This is a genomic window from Pseudomonas sp. GM_Psu_1 (assembly GCF_026544185.1).
Taxonomy (GTDB): Bacteria; Pseudomonadota; Gammaproteobacteria; order Pseudomonadales; family Pseudomonadaceae; genus Chryseomonas; species Chryseomonas oryzihabitans.
On record NZ_JALNUX010000002.1, the window covers coordinates 353991 to 377453 of the forward strand.

The following is a 23463-nucleotide window of genomic DNA, read 5'->3' on the forward strand; positions in this document are numbered from 1 at the left end:
GGACCAGTTTAGACGCCAGAATTCCTGGAACAATCGGGCATACTGGAATTCATTTTTGCCACAGGGAAACAATCATGAGCTGGGAGGGCATCGACGAATTCGTCGCCGTGGCGAGCACCCTGCACTTCGGCCAGGCCGCCGATCGCCTCGGCACCTCGACCTCTCACGTGAGCCGGCAGGTGGCCCGACTGGAAGAACGGCTGCAGGCGCGCCTGCTCTATCGCAGCACCCGCAGCGTCGCCCTCACCGAAGCCGGCCACACCTTTCTGCAGCACTGCCGCCGGCTGCAGGAGGCGCGCGACGAAGCCCTGCGCGAGGTCAGCGATCTCTCCAGCCAGCCCAAGGGGCTGATCCGCATGACCTGCGCCGTGACCTATGGTGAGCGCTTCGTCGTGCCCCTGGTCAACGACTTCCTCGCCCGCTATCCCGAGGTCAGCCTGGAACTGGACCTGACCAATCGCACCGTCGATCTCCTGCACGAAGGCTACGACCTGGCGATCCGCCTAGGTCGCCTAGCCGACTCGCGGCTGGTGGCGACGCGGCTGGCGCCGCGGGAGCTCTATCTGTGCGCCGCGCCCAGCTACCTGGAGCGCTTCGGCGCACCCCATACCCTGTCGGAACTCGGGCGCCATCGCTGCCTGGTGGGCACCAGCGATATCTGGAGCTTTCGCGAGAACGAACGCGAAATCCTCCACCGGGTGCAGGGTTCCTGGCGCTGCAACAGCGGCCAGGCGGTGCTGGACGCCGCCTTGCGTGGCTTCGGCCTGTGCCAGCTGCCGGACTACTACGTGCTGCCGCACCTGGCCCGTGGCGAGTTGCGCGCCCTGCTGGACAATCGCCAGCCGCCCAACAGCGCGGTCTGGGCGCTCTACCCGCAGCGGCGCTTTCTCTCGCCGAAGATCCGCCTGCTGGTGGAACACCTCAAACAGGGCCTGAGCACCCCGCGCCCAGGCGCTCGCCACCCATCCGGAAGCTGAGCGCAGCGGAGGAACCGGGTCTTTCGAGCGGCCTTCGAAAGGGTGTCGGTCGTCCTGACCCCGCCCTGCCGGTGGCGTCACGGCGACTCCTGCAGCCGGAGGTCCCATGAACGACACCCTCGATCATCACGCACTCGCCACCTGGATGAAGGAGGCGACCCCACCATGCCTGTCTCTCTACATGCCCACCGAGCGCGCCTTTCCGCAGCGTGAGCAGAATGTCATCCGCTTTAAGAATCTGTTGCGGCAGCTGGAAGCGGATCTCGTCGAGCGCTTTCCCGAAGCCGATCACGCCGCGCTGCTGGCGCCGCTGCAGACCCTGGTGGACAACGCCGATTTCTGGCACTACCCGCGCGGCGGCCTGGCCATCCTGCGCGACCGCGATCAGCTCCGGGTGCTCAAGGTACTGGATCCCCTGGAAGAGACCGCCCGGGTCAACCACCACTTCCAGCTGCAGCCGCTGCTGCGCCTGGCCCAGGCGCGGGATCGCTATCAGGTGCTGTGCCTGACCCGCAACCAGGCGCACCTGTTCGAAGGCAACCGCGACAACCTGGTGGAGGTGGAGCTGGGCGAAGGGGTGCCGCGCACCCTGGAAGACGCCCTCGGCACCGAGCTGACCGAAGGCAACCAGCGCGGCCTGCCCCAGGGCTTCAGCCGGGCCGGCGAGCGTGGCGACTCCATGCAGCACAACGCCGGCGGCATCAGCAAGCATGACGAGCAGGACGCCGACCGCGAGCGCTACTTCCTGGCCCTGGACCGCGCCCTGACCCGGGTGCACAGCAACACCGCTCGCCTGCCCCTGGTGCTGGCCGCGCTGCCGGAGCACCAGGCCGCCTTTCGCCGCCTGAGCCAGAATCCCCATCTCTTGCCCGAAGGCATCGCCGGTGATCCCGGTCCCCTGGACAACGACGCCCTGCGTGCCAGGGCCTGGGCGGTGATGGCGCCCCGCATGGAACAGCGACTCGACGACCTGCTGGATACCTACGCCCAGCGTCATGGGCAGGGGCTGGCCTCGGATCGCCTGGAAGACATCGGCGGCGCCCTGCTGGACGCCCGGGTCGACACCCTGCTGGTGGAAGCCGATCGCCATATCCCGGGCTATCTGGACCTGGAACGGCGCCTGCTGGTCCCCGCCAAGCCGGAGGGCGCCAATGCCGACGACCTGCTGGACGAACTCAGCTTCCAGGCCCTGCAGCAAGGTGGCGAGGTGCTGGTCCTGCCGCGCGAGCGGATGCCGGGCGGCACCGGCGTGGCGGCCATCTATCGCTACTAGCCGCTGCGCTGGACCGGATTGGCGCTTGAACTAGACTTCAGCGCCAATCCGCCCCTGCCAAGGTTGTAACCATGTCTGCCCTAGCCGCCTTTCGCGAGCGCTATCTGCTGCGCTTCTGGGCGCCCCTGCCCACGCTGATCGCCCTCGGCGTCGCCTCGGCCTACTACTTCGCCCTGACCGGAACCTTCTGGGCCGTGACTGGCGAATTCACCCGCTGGGGCGGCCATGTGCTGGCCTGGTTCGGCGTCCCGGTAAGGGACTGGAGCTATTTCCGGCTGATCGGCCTGCAGGGCACGCCCCTGGATCGCATCGATGGCGTCATGATCATCGGCATGCTGCTGGGCGCCCTGGCCTGCGCCCTCTGGGCCGGCAACGTCGGCCTGCGCTGGCCCACCAGTCGCCGCCGGCTGCTCCAGGGCCTGGCCGGCGGCATCATCGCCGGCTTCGGTGCCCGCCTGGCCATGGGTTGCAACCTGGCGGCCTTCTTTACCGGCATCCCCATGTTCTCGCTGCATGCCTGGGCCTTCATGCTGGCCACGGGGGCCGGCGCCTGGCTTGGCGTGAAGCTGACCCTGCTGCCCTGGCTGCGCATTCCGCTGAAGGTCACCGCCCACGCCGCCGTCCTGCCCGATGCCGGGCAACTGGCCCGGCGCGCGCGTCGCCAGGCGCGGCTGGGTCTCGCCGTGCTGGTGGTGGCGCTGCTCTTCGCCGCCTGGCGCTTCGAGGTCTCCCTGGTACTGGGTCTGGCTACCCTCTTCGGCCTGGTCTTCGGCGGCCTGATCGAGCGGGCGCAGATCTGCTTCACCAGCGCCGCCCGCGACCTCTGGACCACCAGCCGTACCCAGGCGGCGACCGGCATCCTGCTGGGCATGGCGGTGGCCTGCCTCGGCACCTTTGGCGCCATCCAGCTGGGCATGGCGCCAAAGATCTTCTGGATGGGCCCCAACGCCGTGATCGGTGGCCTGCTGTTTGGCGTCGGTATCGTCTTCGCCGGTGGCTGCGAGACCGGCTGGATGTACCGCGCGGTGGAAGGCCAGCTGCATTTCTGGGTGGTGGGCCTGGGCAACGTCATCGGCGGGACCCTGGTGGCGGTCTACTGGGACCGCCTGGGCAGCGCCCTCGCCCTGCCCTATCCCAGGATAAATCTGCTGCAGCAGGCAGGCCCCGGCAGCGGCCTGCTGCTGACCTTTGCCGGCCTGGCCCTCTGCCTGCTGCTGGTCCAACTCAACGCCCGCCGTTTCACTCGCCCCGGGAAGCCTGTCCATGACGCTCGCCAAGACGCCGACGCTGTCGCTTGATCTACGGGGCGAACACTGCCCCTACAACGCCATCGCCACCCTGGAGACCTTGCAGACCCTGCGGCCCGGCGATCTCCTGGAGGTGATCACCGATTGCGCCCAGTCGATCCACGGCATTCCGGAAGATACCCGGCGCCAGGGCTACGATTGTCAGGCGGTGGAACAGCATGGCGCGCTGTTCCGCTTTCTCATCGAGGTGCCGCTGCGGGCCTGAGGGCTAGGCCTCGGCGAAGACACTTTGCAGTCGCTGCAGGTCTTCGGGGGTGGTGACCTTGATGTTGTCCGCGCGGCCTTCGACCAGGCGCGGCGCATGCCCCGCCCACTCCATGGCCGAGGCCTCGTCGGTGATGGCGGCGCCCGCGGCCAGAGCGGCGCTCAGGGCGTCGCGCAGCGCACCGAGGCGGAACATCTGCGGCGTGTAGGCCAGCCAGACCTGGCTGCGATCCACGGTTTCGCTCACCCGGCCATCGCGGCCAACGCGCTTGAGGGTATCCCGCGCCGGCACGCCCAGGAGACCACCCACCGGGTCCTGGGCCAGTTCGGCCAGTAGCCGATCCAGATCGGCGCGGCAGAGATTGGGCCGGGCAGCATCGTGCACCAGCACCCAGTCGCCATCGCTGGCGCCCTGCTCGCTCAGCAGCAGCAGGCCACCCAGCACCGAGTCGGCGCGCTCACGCCCACCCGGGGCGCGCAGGATGCGGGCGTCGCGGGCACAGGCCAGCGTCGGCCACCAGGGATCTTCCGCCGCCAGGCTCACCGCCAGCCCGCGCAGGCGCGGATGGTCAAGAAAACAGTCGAGGGTGCGCTCCAGCAGGCTGCGGCCGCACAGATCGAGGTATTGCTTGGGTCGGTCGGCACGCATCCGCGCACCCACACCCGCGGCGGGAATGACCGCCCAGAAGGAAGGCAGAAGGGACATTATTTGGATTGCAGGAAGAGGGTTTCGCCTTGTTTGACCATGCCGAGTTCGTGGCGGGCACGCTCCTCGACGGTCTCCATGCCTTTCTTGAGCTCGACGACCTCGGCTTCGAGGATCTCGTTGCGCTCCAGCAGGCGCTTGTTCTCACCATTCTGGTCGGCGATCTGCTGCTTGAGTTCGCGCACCTGGGCGAAGCTGCCATCACCGACCCACAGGCGATACTGAAGACCGCCAAGCAGCAGGAGCAGGAAGGGGAACAGCCAGTAGGGACTTCGCATGGGAGATAACGGATTCGCGGACGGCGGATGCCGCAAAGGCGGCGGCAGAGACGAAAACAGGATAGAAGCCCGGCTCTACGCTTGTAAACTGGGCATCTATCCTGTGGTCCGTCGGACGTGGCGGAAGGCGACGACCTCTGTCCTCGCCTCCCCGGTCGCGCAACCTTTAGCTGCGGAACTCGGCACGACCGCGGTAAGGCGCCTTGGCACCCAGCTGCTCTTCGATGCGCAGCAGCTGGTTGTACTTGGAGACGCGATCGGAACGGCACAGCGAACCGGTCTTGATCTGACCGGCGGCGGTGCCCACGGCCAGGTCGGCGATGGTGGAGTCTTCGGTCTCGCCGCTGCGGTGGGAGATCACCGCGGTGTAGCCGGCGGCCTTGGCCATCTGGATGGCTTCCAGGGTCTCGGTCAAGGAGCCGATCTGGTTGAACTTGATCAGGATCGAGTTACCGATGCCCTTCTCGATGCCTTCCTTGAGGATCTTGGTGTTGGTGACGAACAGGTCGTCGCCCACCAGCTGCACCTTGCTGCCGATCTTGTCGGTCAGGGCCTTCCAGCCAGCCCAGTCGGACTCGTCCATGCCGTCTTCGATGGAGATGATCGGGAACTGCTCGGTCAGCCCGGCCAGGTAGTCGGCGAAACCGTTGGCGTCGAAGGCCTTGCCCTCGCCGGACAGGTCGTACTGGCCGTCCTTGTAGAACTCGCTGGAGGCGCAGTCCAGGGCCAGGGTCACGTCGGTGCCCAGCTCGTAACCGGCATTCTTAACCGCTTCGGCGATGGCGGCCAGGGCGTCGGCGTTGGAGGCCAGGTTGGGCGCGAAGCCGCCTTCGTCACCCACGGAGGTGCTCAGGCCACGAGCCTTGAGCACGGCTTTGAGGTGATGGAAGATCTCGGCACCCACGCGCAGGGCATCGGCAAAGCTCTTGGCGCCAACCGGCTGGACCATGAATTCCTGGATGTCGACGTTGTTGTCGGCATGCTCGCCGCCGTTGATGATGTTCATCATCGGCACCGGCATGGAGTACTGACCGGGGGTGCCGTTCAGGTTGGCGATGTGGGCGTAGAGCGGCAGGTCCTGGTCTTCGGCAGCGGCCTTGGCGGCCGCCAGGGACACGGCCAGGATGGCGTTGGCGCCCAGCTTGGCCTTGTTGTCGGTACCGTCCAGCTCGATCATGGCGCGGTCCAGGGCCTTCTGGTCGCTCGGATCCTTGCCCAGCAACAGGTCACGGATCGGGCCGTTGATGTTGCCCACGGCCTTCAGGACGCCCTTGCCCAGGTAACGGCTCTTGTCGCCGTCGCGCAGCTCCAGTGCCTCGCGCGAACCGGTGGACGCGCCGGACGGCGCGGTGGCGCGACCGACGATACCATTGTCCAGGATCACGTCCGCTTCAACGGTGGGGTTGCCGCGGGAATCCAGGACCTCACGTCCCTTGATGTCGACGATGTTAGCCATTTTTGTATCGATCTCCATGTTACCGGTCATTGACGGATCAGCCTTCGGCTGCGCCTGGGCCTTTTGGTTCAGCCGCCGCTTAGGCAGTTTCGATCGGCGTGAACGACTTCACCAGCTCGTCCAGCGCCTTGAGCTGGGCCAGGAAGGGCTCCAGCTTGTCCAGGCGCAGGGCACAGGGGCCGTCGCACTTGGCATGTTCGGGATCCGGATGGGCTTCGAGGAACAGACCGGCCAGGCCCTGGCTCATGCCGGCCTTGGCCAGGTCGGTGACCTGGGCGCGGCGGCCGCCGGCGGAATCGGCACGCCCGCCCGGCATCTGCAGGGCATGGGTGACATCGAAGAACACCGGGTAGCCGAAGCTCTTCATGATGCCGAAGCCGAGCATGTCGACCACCAGGTTGTTGTAGCCGAAGGAGGAGCCCCGCTCGCAGAGGATCAGCTGGTCGTTGCCGGCTTCTTCGCACTTGGCGAGGATGTGCTTCATCTCCTGGGGCGCGAGGAATTGCGCCTTCTTGATGTTGATCACGGCGTCGGTCTTGGCCATGGCCACCACCAGATCGGTCTGCCGCGAGAGGAAGGCCGGCAGCTGGATGATGTCGCACACCGCCGCCACTGGCGCCGCTTGGTAGGGCTCGTGGACGTCGGTGATCACCGGCATGCCGAAGGTGGCCTTGAGCTCTTCGAAGATGCGCAGGCCGGCTTCCATGCCCGGACCGCGATAGCTGGTCACGGAGGAGCGGTTGGCCTTGTCGAAGCTGGCCTTGAAGACGTAGGGGATGCCCAGCTTCTCGGTCACCTTGACGTATTGCTCGCACACCTGCATGGCCAGGTCGCGGGATTCCAGCACGTTCATGCCGCCGAACAGCACGAAGGGCTTGTCGTTGGCGATCTCGATGTTGCCGACGCGGACGATCTTCTGAGCGGTCATGATCAATCCTTCTTGGCGTAACGCAGGGCGGCGTTGACGAAGCCGCTGAACAGCGGATGGCCGTCACGCGGGGTGGAGGTGAACTCCGGGTGGAACTGGCAGGCGACGAACCAGGGATGATCCGGGGCTTCCACCACTTCGACCAGGGCGCCGTCGCCCGAGCGACCGGAGATCTTCAGGCCGGCGGCCTCGATCTGCGGTAGGAGGTTGTTGTTGACCTCGTAGCGGTGACGGTGGCGCTCGACGATGACGTCCTGGCCATAGCAGTCGTGCACCTGGGTACCGCCGATCAGCTGGCACTCCTGGGCGCCCAGGCGCATGGTGCCGCCCAGGTCGGAGCCTTCGGTACGGATCTCGGTGGCGCCGGTGGAATCCTGCCATTCGGTGATCAGGCCGACCACCGGGTGGCCGCTGGCCTTGTCGAATTCGGTGGAGTTGGCGTCTTTCCAGCCCAGCACGTTACGGGCGAATTCGATGACCGCCACCTGCATGCCCAGGCAGATGCCCAGGTAGGGGATCTTGTTCTCGCGGGCGTACTGCACGGTGGCGATCTTGCCTTCCACGCCGCGCAGGCCGAAGCCGCCGGGCACCAGGATGGCATCGACGCCCTTGAGCAGATGGGTGCCCTGCTGCTCGATGTACTCGGAGTCGATATAGCGCAGGTTGACCTTGGTGCGGCTCTGGATACCGGCGTGGGTCATGGCCTCGATCAGCGACTTGTAGGCGTCGAGCAGCTCCATGTACTTGCCGACCATGGCGATGGTGACTTCCTGCTCGGGGTTGAGCTTGGCGTCCACCACGCGATCCCACTCGGACAGATCGGCCGGCTTGCACTCCAGGCCGAAGCGCTCGACGACGAATTCGTCCAGGCCCTGGGCGTGCAGCACGGAGGGAATGCGGTAGATGGTGTCGACGTCTTCCAGGGAGATGACCGCGCGCTCTTCGACGTTGGTGAAGAGGGCGATCTTGCGGCGGGAAGAGCTGTCGACGGTGTGGTCGGAACGGCAGATCAGCACATCGGGCTGCAGGCCGATGGAGCGCAGTTCCTTGACCGAATGCTGGGTCGGCTTGGTCTTGGTCTCGCCGGCGGTGGCGATGTAGGGCACCAGGGTCAGGTGCATCAGCATGGCGCGGCGCGCGCCGATCTCCACCCGCAGCTGGCGGATGGCTTCGAGGAAGGGCTGCGACTCGATGTCGCCGACGGTGCCGCCGATCTCCACCAGGGCCACGTCGGCATCGCCGGCGCCCTTGATGATGCGTCTCTTGATCTCGTCGGTGATGTGCGGGATCACCTGCACGGTGGCGCCCAGGTAGTCGCCACGACGCTCCTTGCGCAGGACGTCCATGTAGATGCGACCGGTGGTGAAGTTGTTGTTCTGGGTCACGGTGGTGCGGATGAAGCGCTCGTAGTGACCCAGATCCAGATCGGTCTCGGCGCCGTCATGGGTGACGAACACCTCGCCGTGCTGGAAGGGGCTCATGGTGCCGGGATCCACGTTGATGTAGGGATCCAGCTTGAGCATGGTGACCTTCAGCCCTCTCGCTTCCAGAATGGCGCCCAGGGAGGCCGAGGCGATGCCTTTCCCCAAAGAAGAAACAACACCGCCCGTGACGAAAATAAAGCGCGTCATGAAAATTCCTAGAATCTGCGTTGAGGCGGAGAGCCGCCGATGAAAGCGAGAGCGGTCGGCCTGGCGCCGGACCAATGCACACCGTCCACTCGGGGCGAGCGGAAAATGCGATATAAGACGGGAGCGTAGTCTAGCCTAAAGGTCATCCCAGCTCAAACCCGCCCATGCCGTCTGCGGGCTGCCACTCAAGCCGCCCTCCCCCCGGCAGGCCATCCAGACCGGGCAGGTTGGCCACCGCCAGCAGTTCGTCGCCGCCCCAGAGCAGCGGCAATCGGCCGCGCAGGAACGGCGGCACCCCCTGTTCGTTGAGCAGACGCTTGAGATCGCGGCTGCCGCGACCCGGTATGACCAGCCGCTCGCCACCCTGGCGATAGCCGATTCGCCAGCCGGATACGACGACCGGTACGCTGAATCGCAGGCGACCATTCCCTTGGAGTTCCAGGGTGGTTTCCTGCCCGTTAATGACCTGGGGTGACGGCGTGACCTGCCAGGCCGCAGGCACCCACCAGATCCGCCCTGCCCCCCGGCGCAGACTGCCACCTTCGAGACGCCAGACGGGATCGCCGGCCTCGCCCGCCTCGCGCAATGCCTGCCAACCGGCCCAGTGGGCGCTGTCGGGCTGGCGGGTGAAGCTGTCCAGCCAGACCCGCAGGGCATTGCGCTGGCGTGCCTCGCTCAGGGACTGCAAGGGCGCCAGGGCCAGACTGGGCAAGGGGATCCAGGGGAAAGGCTGTTCGGCCCGCCGGGCCTGCTGCAGATCCAGGCTGGCCAGTTCGCCGAGCAATTCGTCGGCTTCGGCCAGATGCCGGGCACTGCGCGCCATGACCTGATCGACGCCCGGCCAGCGGTCGCGTAGCCGCGGCAGCACCTGGTGCCTCAGGTAATTGCGATCCAGCCGGGTATCGGCATTGCTGGGATCCTCGATCCAGTCCAGCCCCTCAGCTTCGGCATAGGCCAGCAGCGCGCGCCGCGGCTCGTCCAGCAGCGGTCGCCAGAGCCGACCGGCGGCCAAGGAACGGGTCTCGGGCATGCCGGCCAGGCCCTTGACCCCCGCGCCGCGCACCAGCCGCTGCAGCAGGGTCTCCAGCTGATCGTCGCGATGCTGGCCCAGCACCAGGCAGCCCTCCCTGGGCAGCACCCGGGCGAAGGCGGCATAGCGCGCCTCGCGGGCAGCCCGTTCGAGACTGGCGGCGCCATCGATGTGGACGTGCAGGATATCTAGAGGAATGGCCAGCGCTTGGCAGACCCGGGTGCAGTGCGAGACCCAGGCATCCGCCGCGGCTTGCAGACCATGGTGCACATGCACCGCCTGCAGATCGGCGAACAGGCCGCGCTCGCGCAGTCGCGCGAAGAGGTGCAGGAGAACGGTGGAATCGAGTCCGCCGGAAAAGCCCACCCGCCAGTGACGGGTGGGCGGCTGCCGCTCCAGGCGGGCGCGCAGCCGATCCAGCAGACTCATAGGGGCGGGATCAGGCGATGCCGTAGCTCATCAGGCGCTCGTAGCGACGTTCCAGCAGCGCCGGCATGTCGTAGCCCTTGAGTTCGTCCAGCTGTTCCAGCAGCGCGGTGCGCAGGCTGTTGGCCATGGCCTGGGGATCGCGGTGCGCACCACCCAGGGGCTCGTCGATCACCTGGTCGACGATGTTCAGGCTCTTCAGTCGCTCGGCGGTGATGCCCATGGCCTCGGCGGCATCGGGCGCCTTCTCGGCGGTCTTCCAGAGAATGGAGGCGCAACCTTCCGGCGAGATCACCGAGTAGGTGGAGTGCTGCAGCATGTTGAGCTGGTCGCAGACGCCGATGGCCAGGGCGCCACCGGAACCACCCTCGCCGATCACGGTGGCGATGATGGGGGTCTTCAGGCGCGCCATGACACGCAGGTTCCAGGCGATGGCCTCGCTCTGGCCACGCTCTTCGGCGTCGATGCCCGGGTAGGCGCCGGGGGTATCGATGAAGGTCAGGATCGGCATCTTGAAACGCTCGGCCATTTCCATCAGGCGGCAGGCCTTGCGATAGCCTTCCGGACGCGGCATGCCGAAGTTGCGACGGACCTTCTCGCGGACTTCACGACCCTTCTGGTGACCGATGACCATCACCGGACGGCCTTCCAGACGGGCGATGCCACCGACGATGGCCGGATCGTCGGCGAAGTGGCGGTCGCCGTGCAGCTCTTCGAAATCGCTGAACAGGTAGTTGATGTAGTCGAGGGTGTAGGGACGCAGCGGATGACGCGCCAGACGAGCCACCTGCCAGCTGGACAGGTCGCTGAAGATGCTCTTGGTGAGCGCCTGGCTCTTCTCCTGCAACCGGGCGATCTCGTCACTGATGTTCAGCGCATTGTCGTTACCGACCAGTCGAAGTTCTTCGATCTTGGCCTGGAGATCGGCGATGGGCTGTTCGAAATCGAGATAGTTCGGGTTCATGGGCATCCGTTAGTGCAATCTAGAGCCAAGGGCCGGGGCGCCTACCTTAAGGGATCGGACGGGACAGGTCGAGACTCCTGCCACGTCACCGGCGCCCGCCGCTGGCGAGGGTTGGGACGAAGCGCACGCGGCGCTCGGACTTAACGATAGTTCAGAAAGACGTTCTCCCTGCCGAACTGGTCACGCAGGGTTTGAATCAGGCCATCGGCCGGGTCGATCCGGTAGTTCTCGCCGAACTGCAGCAGCGCCCGCGCGGTGGGGCCCTGGTAGTCGATGGTGACCGGACAGGCGCCGCGATGACGGCCGCACAACTCGCCCAGCCAGCGCAACCGGTCGCCGGCCAGCGCCTCGCTGCGCACCGCGATCCTGAGGCTTTCCGCCAGGGCGGTCCGGGCCTCTTCCAGACCCAGCACGCGCTTGGCGCGCAGGCGCAGGCCACCGGAGAAATCGTCCTGGCTGACCTCGCCCTCGACGATCACCAGGGCGTCGGTCTGCAAGAGCGCCTGGGCGGCGTTGAAGGCTTCGGCGAACAGCGAGGCCTCGATGCGCCCGGACCTGTCGTCCAGGGTGACGAAGCCCATCTTGTCGCCGCGTTTGTTCTTCATCACCCGCAGGTTGACGATCAGCCCGGCGACGGTCTGGGTCTCGCGCGACGGCTTGAGGTCGACGATGCGCTGGCGCGCCAGCCGGCGCACCTCGCCTTCGTATTCCTCGATGGGGTGACCGGTCAGGTACAGCCCCAAGGTTTCCTTTTCCCCGCGCAGGCGCTCCTTGAGATTGAGCTCGCGGGCGCGCCGGTGGTTGGCATAGACGTCGGCTTCGGGTTCGGCGAAGACGCCACCGAAGAGATCGACATGGCCGCTGTTGTGGCTGCGGGCGGTCTGCTCCGCCGAGGCGATGGCCTCTTCCATGGCCGCCAGCAGCACGGCGCGATTCTGGTCGATGGTCGCCTGATAGGCCTTGAGCTCGTCATGGTAGTGCGGACCCAGGCGGTCCAGGGCACCGGAGCGGATCAGGGCTTCCAGGGTGCGCTTGTTGATGCGCTTGAGGTCGACCCGGGCACAGAAGTCGAAGAGATCCTTGAACGGTCCCTCGGCACGCGCCTCGACGATGGCCTCCACCGGGCCCTCACCGACACCCTTGATCGCCCCCAGGCCGTAGACGATGCGCCCGCCGTCGTTGACGGTGAACTTGAACTCGGAAATGTTCACGTCCGGCGTGTCGATGCGCAGCTTCATGTGGCGGCATTCCTCGATGAGGATCACCACCTTGTCGGTGTTGTGCATGTCCGCCGACAGCACCGCGGCCATGAAGGGCGCCGGATAGTGGGTCTTCAGCCAGGCGGTCTGGTAGGACACCAGACCATAGGCCGCCGAGTGCGACTTGTTGAAGCCGTAGCCGGCGAATTTTTCCACCAGGTCGAAGATGTTGCCGGCCAGGTCCGCATCGATGCCGTTGTTGGCGCAGCCTTCGATGAAGCCGCCGCGCTGCTTGGCCATCTCCTCGGGCTTCTTCTTGCCCATGGCGCGGCGCAGCATGTCCGCCTGGCCCAGGGTGTAGCCGCCCATGACCTGGGCGATCTGCATCACCTGTTCCTGGTAGAGGATGATGCCGTAGGTGGGCGCCAGCACCGGCTGCAGGCCTTCATACTGGTAGTCCGGATGCGGATAGGCCAGCTCGGCCCGGCCGTGCTTGCGGTTGATGAAGTCGTCCACCATGCCCGACTGCAACGGACCCGGGCGGAACAGCGCCACCAGGGCGATGAGGTCTTCCAGGCAGTCCGGCTTGAGCTTCTTGATCAGCTCCTTCATGCCGCGGGATTCCAGCTGGAAGACGGCGGTGGTCTCGGCCTTCTGCAGCAGGGCGTAGGTCGGCTTGTCGTCCAGCGGGATGAAGTCGATGTTGAGCGGCTCGCGCCCCTCTTCCACTTCCGTGCGGTTGATGGTCTCCAGCGCCCACTTGATGATGGTCAGGGTGCGCAGCCCGAGGAAGTCGAACTTGACCAGACCGGCCTGCTCGACGTCGTCCTTGTCGAACTGGGTCACCAGGCCATTGCCGTCTTCGTCGCAGGCGATGGGCGAGAAATCGGTCAGCTTGGTCGGCGCGATCACCACGCCCCCGGCGTGCTTGCCGGTGCCGCGGGTGATGCCTTCCAACTTCAAGGCCATGTCCCAGATTTCCTTGGCGTCCTCGTCGGTCGCCAGGAAGTCGCGCAGCGGCTCCTCCTGCTCGAAGGCCTTCTGCAGGGTCATGCCCACTTCGAAGGGGATCATCTTCGACAGGCGGTCGGCCAGGCCATAGGACTTGCCCTGCACCCGCGCCACGTCGCGCACCACCGCCTTGGCGGCCATGGTGCCGAAGGTGATGATCTGGCTCACCGCCTCGCGGCCGTACAGGTCGGCCACGTATTCGATCACCCGGTCGCGACCGTCCATGCAGAAGTCGACGTCGAAGTCGGGCATGGAGATCCGCTCGGGGTTGAGGAAGCGCTCGAACAGCAGGTCATAGGCCAGCGGATCGAGGTCGGTGATCTTGAGTACGTAGGCAACCAGGGAGCCGGCACCCGAGCCCCGGCCGGGGCCGACCGGCACGCCGTTGTTCTTCGCCCACTTGATGAAGTCCATCACGATGAGGAAGTAACCGGGGAAGCCCATCTGGATGATGATGTCGAGCTCGAAGTTGAGTCGGTCGACGTACTCCTGGCGCTTTTCCTCGTAGTTCGGCGTGGTCTCGCGCGGCCAAAGCACGGCCAGGCGCTCTTCCAGGCCCTCGAAGGAGACGTGGCGCAAGTAGTCGTTGATGGTCATCCCGTTGGGGATCGGGAAGTTGGGCAGGAAGTACTTGCCCAGTTGGATCTCGATGTTGCAGCGCTTGGCGATCTCGACGGTGTTTTCCAGCGCCTCGGGCAGGTCGCTGAACAGCTCGGCCATCTCGGCCGCCGACTTCAGGTACTGCTGGTCGCTGTACTTGCGCTCGCGCCGGGGATCGTCCAGCGGCCGGCCCTCGCCGATGCAGACGCGGGTCTCGTGGGCCTCGAAGTCCTCGGCCTTGAGAAAGCGCACATCGTTGGTCGCCACCAGGGCGCCCCCGCAGCGATCGGCCAGGGCCACGGCGGCATGCAGGTGCTCTTCGTCACCGACTCGCTCGGTGCGCTGCACCTCCAGATAGAAGCGATCCTGAAAGACCTGCTGCCATTCCTCGAACAGCTGATCGGCCAGCGCCAGGTCGCCTTCGAGCAGCGCCAGGCCGATCTCACCCTCCTTGGAACCGGACAGGGCGATCAGGCCTTCGCTGGCGTCCTTCACCCAGTCGCGCTGGATGACGATCTGACCGTCCTGCTGGCCTTCCTGGAATCCGCGGGACAGCAGCTCGGTGAGGTTGCGATAGCCCTTGGCGTTCATGACCAGCAGGGTCATGCGGCTCAGGGGCGCGTCGCCTTCGCGGCCGGCCAGCCAGATGTCGGCGCCGGCGATGGGCTTGATCCCGGCGCCCATGGCCGCCTTGTAGAACTTGACCAGCGAACAGAGGTTGCCCTGGTCGGTCACCGCCACGGCCGGCATCCCGGCGGCTTCGGCAGCCTTGACCAGCCCCTTCACCCGCACGATCCCGTCGACCAGGGAGTATTCCGTGTGGAGACGCAGGTGGACGAAGGATGCGGACATGGCAGAGACCCCTTGATGCATGAGGCGCGAGATTGTACTGGATTGTCGACCCGGGGTCAGAACGCCGCGACGGCCGTCAGTAGGTGGCGATGATCTGGGTGGAGGCCTGGGTCTCGAGGGCGTGCCAGGCATCGCGCACCGGCGCGAAGGAGCGCCGGTGGATGGGCGTGGGCCCCAGGCGCCGGAGCGCGTCGAGATGTTCGGCGGTGGGATAGCCCTTATGCCCGGCCAGGCCATAGCCCGGATAGAGGGCATCCAGCACCTGCATCTCGCGATCGCGGGTCACCTTGGCCAGGATGGACGCCGCGGCGATCGCCGGGACCTGGCTGTCGCCCTTCACCACCGGCGCACTGGGCACCGCCAGCTTGGGACAGCGATTGCCATCGATCAGGGCCAGCCGCGGCTGCACCTGGAGGCCTTCCACCGCGCGCTGCATGGCCAGCATGGTGGCGTGCAGAATGTTCAGCCGGTCGATCTCGGCGACCTCGGCGCGGGCCACGCACCAGGCCAGGGCCTTTTCCTGGATCTCGTCGAACAGGGCTTCGCGGCGCGCCAGCGACAGCTTCTTCGAATCGTTCAGGCCGAGGATGGGCTTGCCCGGATCGAGGATCACTGCGGCGGTGACCACGGCGCCGCACAGCGGACCTCGACCGACTTCGTCGACGCCGGCGACCAGCGCCTCGACCAGGTTGAAATCCAGGCCCAGCTGCATCAGCCACGCTGCCGCAGAAGATCCAGCACGGCAGCGGCCGCCTGGACCGAGGCATCGCGCCTCAGGCTGTGATGAATGGCGGCGAAGCTGTCGGTCTGCCGCTGCGGCTGCTCCAGCAGCGGCAGGAGTTCGGCCACCAGCCGCTCCGGCGTCGCCTCGTGCTGGATCAGCTCGGGCACCAGCTTGCGCCCGACCAGGAGGTTGGGCAGCGAGATGTAGGGACTCTTCACCAGCTGCTTGAGGATCAGATAGGTCAGGGGCGCCACCCGATAGGCCACCACCATGGGTCTCTTGAACAGCAGCGTCTCCAGGGTCGCGGTGCCCGAGGCGATCAGCACGCCATCACAGGCGGCCAGCACCTCATGGGATCGCCCATCGGTCAGCAGCAGCGGCAGCGGCGGCCGACCTTCCAGCAACTGCTCCACCTGCGCCCGCCGCGCCGCATTGGCACAGGGCAGAACGAAGCGCACACCAGGACGTACGGCCAGCAACTGGGCGGCAGCGTCGAGGAACAGGGCACCCAGGCGCCCTACTTCACCGCCGCGACTGCCCGGCAACAGGGCGACGACCTGCCCCTCTTCCGGCAAGCCCAGGGCCTGCCGGGCGGCCAGGCGGTCGCTGTCCAGAGGGATGGTATCGGCCAGTGGGTGGCCGACGAAGCGCACCGGCACCTGCTGTTCTTCGTAGAAACGCGCCTCGAAGGGAAACAGGGTCAGCATCAGGTCGCAGCCGTCGCGGATCTTCAGCACCCGCTTCTGTCGCCAGGCCCAGACCGAGGGACTGACATAGTGCACGGCCGGAATGCCGGCGCGATGCAGCTGGGCTTCGATCTCGAGGACGAAATCCGGGGCGTCGATGCCGATGAAGACATCGGGACGGGCGTCGAGCAACTGACTGATCAGCGCCTTGCGCCGACCCAGGAGTTCCCGCAGGCGGCCGAGTACCTCGACCAGCCCCATGACCGCCAGACGCTCCATGGGAAATTCGGACCCCAGCCCTTCGGCTTCCATCCGCGGACCGCCCACGCCCATGAAGGAGATATTCGGATGCTGCGCACGCAGCGCCTGCATCAGACCGGCGCCGAGCAGATCACCCGACGCCTCCCCTGCCACCAGCGCCACGCGTAGCGGGCGCTGGGCGAACTCAGCGGGTGATGCCACGCGTCGCACTCAGGATGGAATCGCGGAACACCGCCACTTCGGGAAACTGCTGAGCCACCGGCTCCAGCTCGCGCAGGGCGTCATCGACGGTGAGGCCCTGGCGGTAGACCACCTTGTAGGCGCGGCGCAACTCCTTGATGGCTTCGGCCGAGAAACCCCGGCGGCGCATGCCTTCGAAGTTCATGCTGCGGGCTTCGGCCGGATTGCCGAACACCGTGACATAGGCCGGTACGTCCTTGCCGATGGCCGTGCCCATGCCGGAAAAGCTGTGGGCGCCGATGCGGCAGAACTGATGCACCAGGGTATAGCCGGACAGGATCGCCCAGTCATCGACGTGCACGTGCCCGGCGAGGGCCGTGTTGTTGACCAGGATGCAGTGATTGCCGATCACGCTGTCATGGCCGATGTGCACATAGGCCATCAGCAGGTTGTGATCGCCAAGGGTCGTCTCTTCCCGATCCTGCACGGTACCGCGATGGATGGTGACCCCTTCGCGGATGGTGTTGTGATCGCCGATCCGCAGCCGGGTCGGTTCGCCCTGATACTTGAGGTCGGGCGTATCCTCGCCGATCGACGAGAACTGGAAGATACGATTGTGACGCCCGATCACGGTCGGACCCTTGAGGATGACGTGAGGCCCGATGACCGTCCCCTCGCCAATCTCGACATCCGGTCCGATGATCGACCAGGGGCCGACCTGGACATCGGCGGCGAGCCGTGCCTTGGGGTCGACGATAGCCCTGGGGTCAATCAACGTCATAGCTTGCGTTCCGCACAGATGATTTCAGCCGAGCAGACCGGCTTGTCGTCCACACTGGCGTGGCATTCGAATTTCCAGATGCCGCGCTTGGTGCTGATGAAGCGAGCGTCGAGCATCAGCTGATCACCCGGCGTCACCGGCTGGCGAAACCGCAGCTTATCCGATCCGACGAAGTAGTACAGGGTGCCATCGGCCGGCGAGGAATTCATCATCTTGAAACCGAGCACGCCGGCAGCCTGGGCCATGGCCTCGACGATCAGCACGCCCGGCATGATCGGATGCTGGGGGAAGTGGCCAGTGAAGAAGGGCTCGTTGATGCTGACGTTCTTGTAGGCACGAATGCGCTTGGCTTCGATATCCAGCTCCAGCACGCGATCCACCAATAGAAAGGGATAGCGATGCGGGAGATATTCACGGATCTCGTTGATGTCCATCATGGTCGGGGAAGGCCTGTTCAGAAAGGGGAAACATCCGATGCAGAATCAAGCATCAGAAGCAGCGTCATCCCGCGAGGTCACGGTAGCAACGATTTTTTCCAGATGTTGCAGACGGCGGGCCATGTCGTCGAGGTGACGAATCCGCGCGGCGCTCTTCTTCCATTCGCCGGCCGGCTGCATGGCCGTACCGGAGGAATAGGCGCCGGGCTCGGTAATCGAGCGGGTCACCATGGTCATACCGGTGACGAACACGTGGTCGCACACCTCGATATGACCGACCATGCCCACGCCGCCGGCGATGGTGCAGTGTTTGCCGATCTTGGTACTGCCAGAGATGCCGACGCAGGCGGCCATGGCGGTGTGCTCACCGACCTGGACGTTGTGCGCGATCATGATCTGGTTGTCGAGCTTCACGCCATTGCTGATGACCGTGTTCGCCAGGGCGCCACGGTCGATGGTGGTGTTGGCACCGATCTCGACGTCGTCGCCGATCAGTACGCCACCCAGCTGGGCGATCTTCTGCCACTGGCCACGTTCGTTGGCGAAGCCGAAGCCCTCGGCGCCGATCACGGCACCCGATTGCACCACGGCACGCTCGCCGATGGTCACGTCATGATAGAGCGTGACCCGCGGTGCCAGCCAGCTGTCGGCACCGATGACGCTGCGCGCACCCACCACGCAGTGGGCGCCCAGACTGACACCGGCGCCGATGCGCGCCTGGGCCTCGATCACCACGTAGGGACCGATGGCCGCCGTCGGATCGACCTGGGCATCCGCCGCGACCAGCGCGGTGGGATGGATACCGGCTGCGCTGCGCGGCTTGCGATCGAACAGATGGGAAAGGCGCGCATAGGCCAGATAGGGATTCGCCAGGATCAGGGCGTCACCGGCGTAGCCGTCGGCGTCCTTTTCCGTCAGCAGCACGGCCCCGGCCTGGGTGTCGGCCAGGTATCGGCGGTACTGCGGATTGGCGAGAAAACTCAACTGCTCAGGACCGGCCTCGGGCAGGGTAGCCAGACCGGTCACCAGGCGCTCGGACGAACCGCGTAACTCCACGGTCAACTGGCGGCTTTCCAGCCACTGCGCCAGTTCGCCCAGCGTAAAGGTGCTATGGCTCATCAACGACCCGCGTTCATGCGCTCGATGACCTGGCGCGTGATGTCGTACTGCGGCTTCACGTCCACCACGGCGCCACGCTCCAGCACCAGATCGTAATCGCCCTTCTTCAGCACCTCTTCCACGGCCTTGTCCAGGCGCGGCTTGAGCAGCTTGAGCATGTCGCGATCCGAGGCCGCCTTGGCATCGTTGAGTTCCTTGGACTGGAACTGGAAGTCACGGGCCTTCTGGCGGAAGTCGTTCTCCAGGCGGGTGCGCTCGGCCTGGGCCATCTTGTCACCGCCCTTGTTGAGCTTGTCCTGGATGTCCTTGGCGGAGCTTTCCAGACCCTTGAGCTTGTTCAGCTGGGGACCGAACTTCTTCTCGGAATCCACCGCGTACTTCTTGGCGGCATCGGATTCCAGCAGGGCCATCTGGTAGTTCAGGACAGCTATCTTGGTATCGGCGAACACCGGAGCGGCGACGAGAACGGCAGCGAACAGAGCGTAGCGGGTGTACTTGTGCACAGTTGACTCCTGCGTAAAGCGCAAAGGTGTAGCCTGGGTCAGAACGTCTGACCCAGCGAGAACTGGAAGACCTGCGGATCGGAGTTGCTCGGCTTCTTGACCGGCACGCCCAGGCTGAAGCTCAACGGACCGAGGGCGGTAACCCAAGTCACACCGACGCCGACGGAGCTGGCCATATTGGAGAGGCTGATATCTCCGCAATTCGATGTACCGCCGACGCCATCAGCCGCCTTGTAACAATTGCCCGTCGAGAACACGTTACCCACGTCCCAGAACAACACGGTACGCAGCGACTTCTGATCCTTCACGAAGGGCAGCGGGAAAAGGTATTCCACGCCGCCGGTGATCAGAACGTTGCCACCGAACGCCTCTGACTTGTCGCGGTCACGATATCCCTGCCCCTGAGGCCCATAGTTGGTCTGACCAGTCGCTGGATTGATTCGTGGAGGTGTAGTCCGCGGACCCAGGCTGCTGTCCTCGAAACCCCGTACCGAGTTGAAGCCACCGGCGTAGTAGTTCTCGTAGAACGGCAGGCCATCGGTGCTGCCATAGCTGTCGCCATAGCCCAGCTCGGTATGGAAGCGCAGTGCCGTAGTGTCGGTCAGTGGGGTGAACAGCTGGCCGCGATAGTCGAGCTTATAGAAGCTCAGGTCACTGCCCGGGATGGTGATCTGGCCGGTCATGCTCTGGGAGGCGCCACGGGTCGGCAGGACGCCGCGGTTCAGCGTCGAGCTCGACCAGCCGATGCTGGCCTTGAAGTTGGTGAAATTGTCCCCTTCGCGCTCGACGAAATCATAGATCTCGTCAGCACTGTAGGTACCGGGATTGATCTCGTCGTTCTGCACGCTCAGACCATAGGTCAGGCGCGAGGTCTCGCTGATCGGATAGCCCAGGGTGACACCGGTACCCAGGCTGTTGATCGAATAGTAGGAGACGTCACTGTCGTACAGTTTGCTGTAGTCGGTGCTGCGATAGAAGATGTTGTAGCCCAGGCTCACGCCATCCGGCGTGAAGTAGGGATCGGTGAAGCTGAAGTTGTAGCGGCTCTGGTACTGGGAACGGGTCAGACCGATGCTGACTTGGTTGCCGGTACCCAGGAAGTTGTTCTGGCTGATGGAGCCGCCCAGGATCAGACCGGCGCTCTGGGCGAAGCCGATGCTGGCGGTGATGGAGCCCGACGGCTGCTCTTCGACGTTGTAGTTGACGTCGACCATGTCGTCGGTGCCAGGTACCTGGGGCGTCTCGACCTTGACTTCCTTGAAGTAGCCCAGGCGCTCGAGGCGGGTCTTGGACTGGTCGATGAGATAGGTGGAGGCCCAACCGCCTTCCATCTGGCGCATCTCGCGACGCAGCACCTCGTCCTCGGTCTTGGTGTTGCCGCGGAAGTTGATGCGGTTGACGTAAGCACGCTTGCCCGGATCGACCACATAGGTCAGGGACACGCTGTGGTCGTCGTCATGGGGCTCGGGCAGGCCGTTGACGTTGGCGAAGGTATAGCCTTCGTTGCCCAGCCGGCGGGTGATCAGGTCCGAGGTGCTGGTCATGACCTTGCGCGAGAAGACTTGGCCCGGCTGGACCAGCATCAGTTTGCGCAGCTCTTCCTCCGGCACCTTGAGGTCGCCCGACAGCTTGACTTCACGAACGGTGTACTTCTGCCCTTCGTTGACATTGACCGTGATGTAGACGTGCTTCTTGTCGGGCGTGATGGACACCTGGGTCGAGGTGATGTCCATGTTGATGTAGCCGCGGTCCAGGTAATAGGAGCGCAGGCGCTCGAGGTCACCCGCCAACTTTTCCCGGGAGTACTTGTCATCGTTGCGGAAGAACGACAGCCAGTTGCTCGGCTTGAGCTCGAACAAGGAGGTCAGGTCATCCTCGGCGAAGACCGTGTTGCCCACCACGTTGACGTGGGAGATGGTCGCCACCTCGCCTTCGTTGATGGTGATCTTCAGCTGCACCCGGTTACGGGGCTGCGGCACCACCTCGGCGTCGATGCTGGCGGAGTAGCGACCCTGGGCGACGTACTGGCGCAGCAGTTCGTTGCGCACGCCTTCCAGCGTTGCGCGCTGGAAGATCTCGCCTTCGGCGAGACCGGCCTGCTTGAGCCCCTTCATCAGGTCGTCGCTGGAGATCGCCTTGTTGCCTTCCAGGGTGATGCTGGAAATGGAGGGACGCTCGACCAGGTTCACGACCAGGACGTTGCCGTCACGACCCAGCTGGATGTCCTGGAAGAATCCGGTACGGAAGAGCGAGCGGGAGGCTTCGGCCAACTTGTTGTCGTCGACGGATTCGCCGACGTTGAGCGGCAGGGCACCGAAGACGCTGCCGGACGATACTCGTTGCAGTCCGTTGACGCGGATATCGGAGATGGTGAAGGACTCGGCGTGTACCTCGCCGATCATCAGCGCGGCTATTACCGCAGGTAGCAGCAGGCGTTTCATGAGTCCCTTTTATTCCAACTGGCAAATAAAGAATCTGCCGCACGGGGCGGCAGATTCGGCAATCAGCAGAGTGTCAGAGGCGACCGAGGTCATTGACCAAGGCCAGCAGCATCACACCCACGACGAGGCTAATACCGATCTGCATGCCCCATGTCTGTACACGCTCGGACAAGGGCCGCCCGCGAATCCACTCGACGAAGTAGAAGACCAGATGACCGCCGTCGAGCACAGGGATAGGCAACAGATTCAGAACCCCCAGGCTTATGCTCAGGTACGCCAGAAAATTGAGGAAATCCCCCAGGCCTGACTGAGCTGAAGCGCCCGCCACTTTAGCAATGGTTATCGGCCCGCTCAAGTTTTTTACCGACAGCTCTCCCAAGAGCATCTTCTTCAGGGAAACCAGTGTCAGCACGCTCATCTGCCAGGTTCGGCTGATACCTTCGCCCACGGCCGCCACGGGTCCGTAGCTGATTTCGCGAACCATTTCCGCTGGCCACTTGACCGGCGCCACACCCGCACCGAGGTAACCGGTCTCGGCGCTATCGACGCGCCGCGCGCCCAGGCGCAGGGACAGCTCGCGTCGCTGACCCTCCCGCTCATAGCTCACCTTGACCTGCTGATCCGGGTGCGCCCGCACCCAGTCCACGGCCTGCTGCCAGTCACCGATGGGCGTATCGTTCAGGGCGATGAGGCGATCGCCCGCCTGGAGGCCGGCGGCTTTCGCCGGACCGGCCGGATCCAGCTCGGCGAAGATGGCCGGAATCTGCGGCCGCCAGGGCTTGAGACCCAGCGCCTGGATCGGGTCCGGATCTTCCGCGCCGCGCAGCCAGTCGTCGAGCTGGATGACCGCGTTCTGCTCGGCAGTGGTGCCCGGGACCCGGTAGCTCAGGCGTAGCGGACCGCTTTCACCCAGGCGATCGACCAGGCGCAGATTGACCGCCGACCAGGTGTCTACCGCCGCGTCATCGACCGCGGTCAGTTCGGCGCCCGCCGGGATACCCGCGGTGGCAGCCAGGGTATCAGGCGTGACCGATCCCACCACCGGACGCGGCTGCTGGGAGCCGAGCATGGCCAGCACCCAGAAGAACAGGATGGCGAGCAGGAAGTTGGCGATCGGACCGGCGGCGACGATGGCGATGCGCTGGCGTACCGTCTTGCGATTGAAGGCGGCATGCTGTTCTTCAGGCGCCACCGGCGCTTCGCGCTCGTCCAGCATCTTCACGTAGCCGCCCAGCGGGATCGCGGCCACCACGAATTCGGTGCCCTGGCGATCGTGCCAGCGCAGCAGCGGTTTGCCGAAGCCAACGGAGAAGCGCAGGACCTTGACGCCGCAACGGCGCGCCGTCCAGAAATGGCCATACTCGTGGATGGTCACCAGCACGCCCAGGGCGATCAGGGTTCCCAGAATCGTATAAAGGATGGACATTGGCTGCCTCCGCTACCTCAGTGTGCAGATTCTGCGGACTCGCAGGCCAGGTGTCGAGGCGCG

20 protein-coding genes are annotated in these 23463 nt (G+C 65.2%); 4 read left to right on the forward strand and 16 right to left on the reverse strand.

Going from position 1 to position 23463, the window contains the following annotated elements:
• The first annotated feature begins 71 nt into the window (after window positions 1-71).
• The 4 genes from OXS31_RS04365 to yedF all read left to right on the forward strand — a co-directional run bounded on the left by OXS31_RS04365 (window position 72) and on the right by yedF (window position 3762).
• Window positions 72-977, forward strand: a complete 906-nt coding sequence (locus OXS31_RS04365) for a LysR substrate-binding domain-containing protein (RefSeq protein ID WP_267398225.1) — start codon at window positions 72-74, stop codon at window positions 975-977.
• A gap of 106 nt (window positions 978-1083) precedes the next feature.
• Window positions 1084-2250 carry a hypothetical protein gene (locus OXS31_RS04370; RefSeq protein WP_077171869.1) on the forward strand — a complete coding sequence of 389 codons (1167 nt, stop codon included), beginning with the start codon at window positions 1084-1086 and terminating at the stop codon, window positions 2248-2250.
• 71 nt (window positions 2251-2321) lie between these two features.
• On the forward strand, window positions 2322-3548 hold the full coding sequence (gene yedE, locus OXS31_RS04375; RefSeq protein ID WP_267398099.1) for a selenium metabolism membrane protein YedE/FdhT: 1227 nt from the start codon (window positions 2322-2324) through the stop codon (window positions 3546-3548).
• Window positions 3514-3762: a sulfurtransferase-like selenium metabolism protein YedF gene (gene yedF / locus OXS31_RS04380; RefSeq protein ID WP_267398100.1), complete on the forward strand. Its 249-nt coding sequence runs from the start codon at window positions 3514-3516 to the stop codon at window positions 3760-3762. The genes yedE and yedF overlap by 35 nt, the downstream gene beginning before the upstream one ends.
• Before the next feature lie 3 nt (window positions 3763-3765).
• Here yedF and ispD read toward each other — a convergent pair whose 3' ends face one another.
• From ispD to rseP, 16 genes are all read right to left on the reverse strand, one after another.
• Window positions 3766-4467 (reverse strand): 2-C-methyl-D-erythritol 4-phosphate cytidylyltransferase, encoded by a 702-nt coding sequence (ispD, locus tag OXS31_RS04385; protein ID WP_027597069.1) that lies wholly within the window; start codon window positions 4465-4467, stop codon window positions 3766-3768.
• Window positions 4467-4745, reverse strand: coding sequence for a septum formation initiator family protein (locus OXS31_RS04390; RefSeq protein WP_007159473.1), 279 nt, complete (start codon window positions 4743-4745; stop codon window positions 4467-4469). Before OXS31_RS04390 ends, ispD begins: the two co-directional genes overlap by 1 nt.
• Window positions 4746-4911: 166 nt before the next feature.
• A complete protein-coding gene (gene eno, locus OXS31_RS04395; protein ID WP_007159474.1) occupies window positions 4912-6201 on the reverse strand; it encodes a phosphopyruvate hydratase in 1290 nt (429 codons plus the stop codon).
• 79 nt (window positions 6202-6280) lie between these two features.
• Window positions 6281-7129 (reverse strand): 3-deoxy-8-phosphooctulonate synthase, encoded by an 849-nt coding sequence (kdsA, locus tag OXS31_RS04400; RefSeq protein WP_017639039.1) that lies wholly within the window; start codon window positions 7127-7129, stop codon window positions 6281-6283.
• Between the two features lie 2 nt (window positions 7130-7131).
• A complete protein-coding gene (locus tag OXS31_RS04405) occupies window positions 7132-8760 on the reverse strand; it encodes a CTP synthase (RefSeq protein ID WP_267398105.1) in 1629 nt (542 codons plus the stop codon).
• Window positions 8761-8902: 142 nt separating this feature from the next.
• Window positions 8903-10219 carry a tRNA lysidine(34) synthetase TilS gene (gene tilS, locus OXS31_RS04410; protein WP_267398107.1) on the reverse strand — a complete coding sequence of 439 codons (1317 nt, stop codon included), beginning with the start codon at window positions 10217-10219 and terminating at the stop codon, window positions 8903-8905.
• 10 nt (window positions 10220-10229) lie between these two features.
• Window positions 10230-11180: an acetyl-CoA carboxylase carboxyltransferase subunit alpha gene (locus OXS31_RS04415; RefSeq protein WP_267398109.1), complete on the reverse strand. Its 951-nt coding sequence runs from the start codon at window positions 11178-11180 to the stop codon at window positions 10230-10232.
• A 140-nt stretch (window positions 11181-11320) separates the two neighbouring features.
• Window positions 11321-14842 carry a DNA polymerase III subunit alpha gene (gene dnaE, locus OXS31_RS04420; RefSeq protein WP_145153256.1) on the reverse strand — a complete coding sequence of 1174 codons (3522 nt, stop codon included), beginning with the start codon at window positions 14840-14842 and terminating at the stop codon, window positions 11321-11323.
• Window positions 14843-14918: 76 nt separating this feature from the next.
• The gene (gene rnhB / locus OXS31_RS04425) at window positions 14919-15554 is read right to left on the reverse strand and encodes a ribonuclease HII (RefSeq protein WP_007159480.1); all 636 of its coding nucleotides are present in this window, start codon (window positions 15552-15554) and stop codon (window positions 14919-14921) included.
• Window positions 15554-16714: a lipid-A-disaccharide synthase gene (gene lpxB, locus OXS31_RS04430; protein ID WP_267398111.1), complete on the reverse strand. Its 1161-nt coding sequence runs from the start codon at window positions 16712-16714 to the stop codon at window positions 15554-15556. Before lpxB ends, rnhB begins: the two co-directional genes overlap by 1 nt.
• The gene (gene lpxA, locus OXS31_RS04435; RefSeq protein WP_007159482.1) at window positions 16698-17474 is read right to left on the reverse strand and encodes an acyl-ACP--UDP-N-acetylglucosamine O-acyltransferase; all 777 of its coding nucleotides are present in this window, start codon (window positions 17472-17474) and stop codon (window positions 16698-16700) included. The genes lpxB and lpxA overlap by 17 nt, the downstream gene beginning before the upstream one ends.
• Window positions 17471-17911 carry a 3-hydroxyacyl-ACP dehydratase FabZ gene (gene fabZ / locus OXS31_RS04440; RefSeq protein ID WP_007159483.1) on the reverse strand — a complete coding sequence of 147 codons (441 nt, stop codon included), beginning with the start codon at window positions 17909-17911 and terminating at the stop codon, window positions 17471-17473. Before fabZ ends, lpxA begins: the two co-directional genes overlap by 4 nt.
• Window positions 17912-17956: 45 nt before the next feature.
• Window positions 17957-19033, reverse strand: coding sequence for a UDP-3-O-(3-hydroxymyristoyl)glucosamine N-acyltransferase (gene lpxD / locus OXS31_RS04445; RefSeq protein WP_169742423.1), 1077 nt, complete (start codon window positions 19031-19033; stop codon window positions 17957-17959).
• Window positions 19030-19533, reverse strand: coding sequence for an OmpH family outer membrane protein (locus OXS31_RS04450; protein ID WP_007159485.1), 504 nt, complete (start codon window positions 19531-19533; stop codon window positions 19030-19032). The genes lpxD and OXS31_RS04450 overlap by 4 nt, the downstream gene beginning before the upstream one ends.
• Before the next feature lie 38 nt (window positions 19534-19571).
• Complete coding sequence (gene bamA, locus OXS31_RS04455; protein WP_267398112.1) at window positions 19572-21974, reverse strand: outer membrane protein assembly factor BamA; 2403 nt, start codon at window positions 21972-21974, stop codon at window positions 19572-19574.
• A gap of 73 nt (window positions 21975-22047) precedes the next feature.
• On the reverse strand, window positions 22048-23400 hold the full coding sequence (gene rseP, locus OXS31_RS04460; RefSeq protein WP_267398113.1) for a sigma E protease regulator RseP: 1353 nt from the start codon (window positions 23398-23400) through the stop codon (window positions 22048-22050).
• Window positions 23401-23463 lie beyond the last annotated feature (63 nt).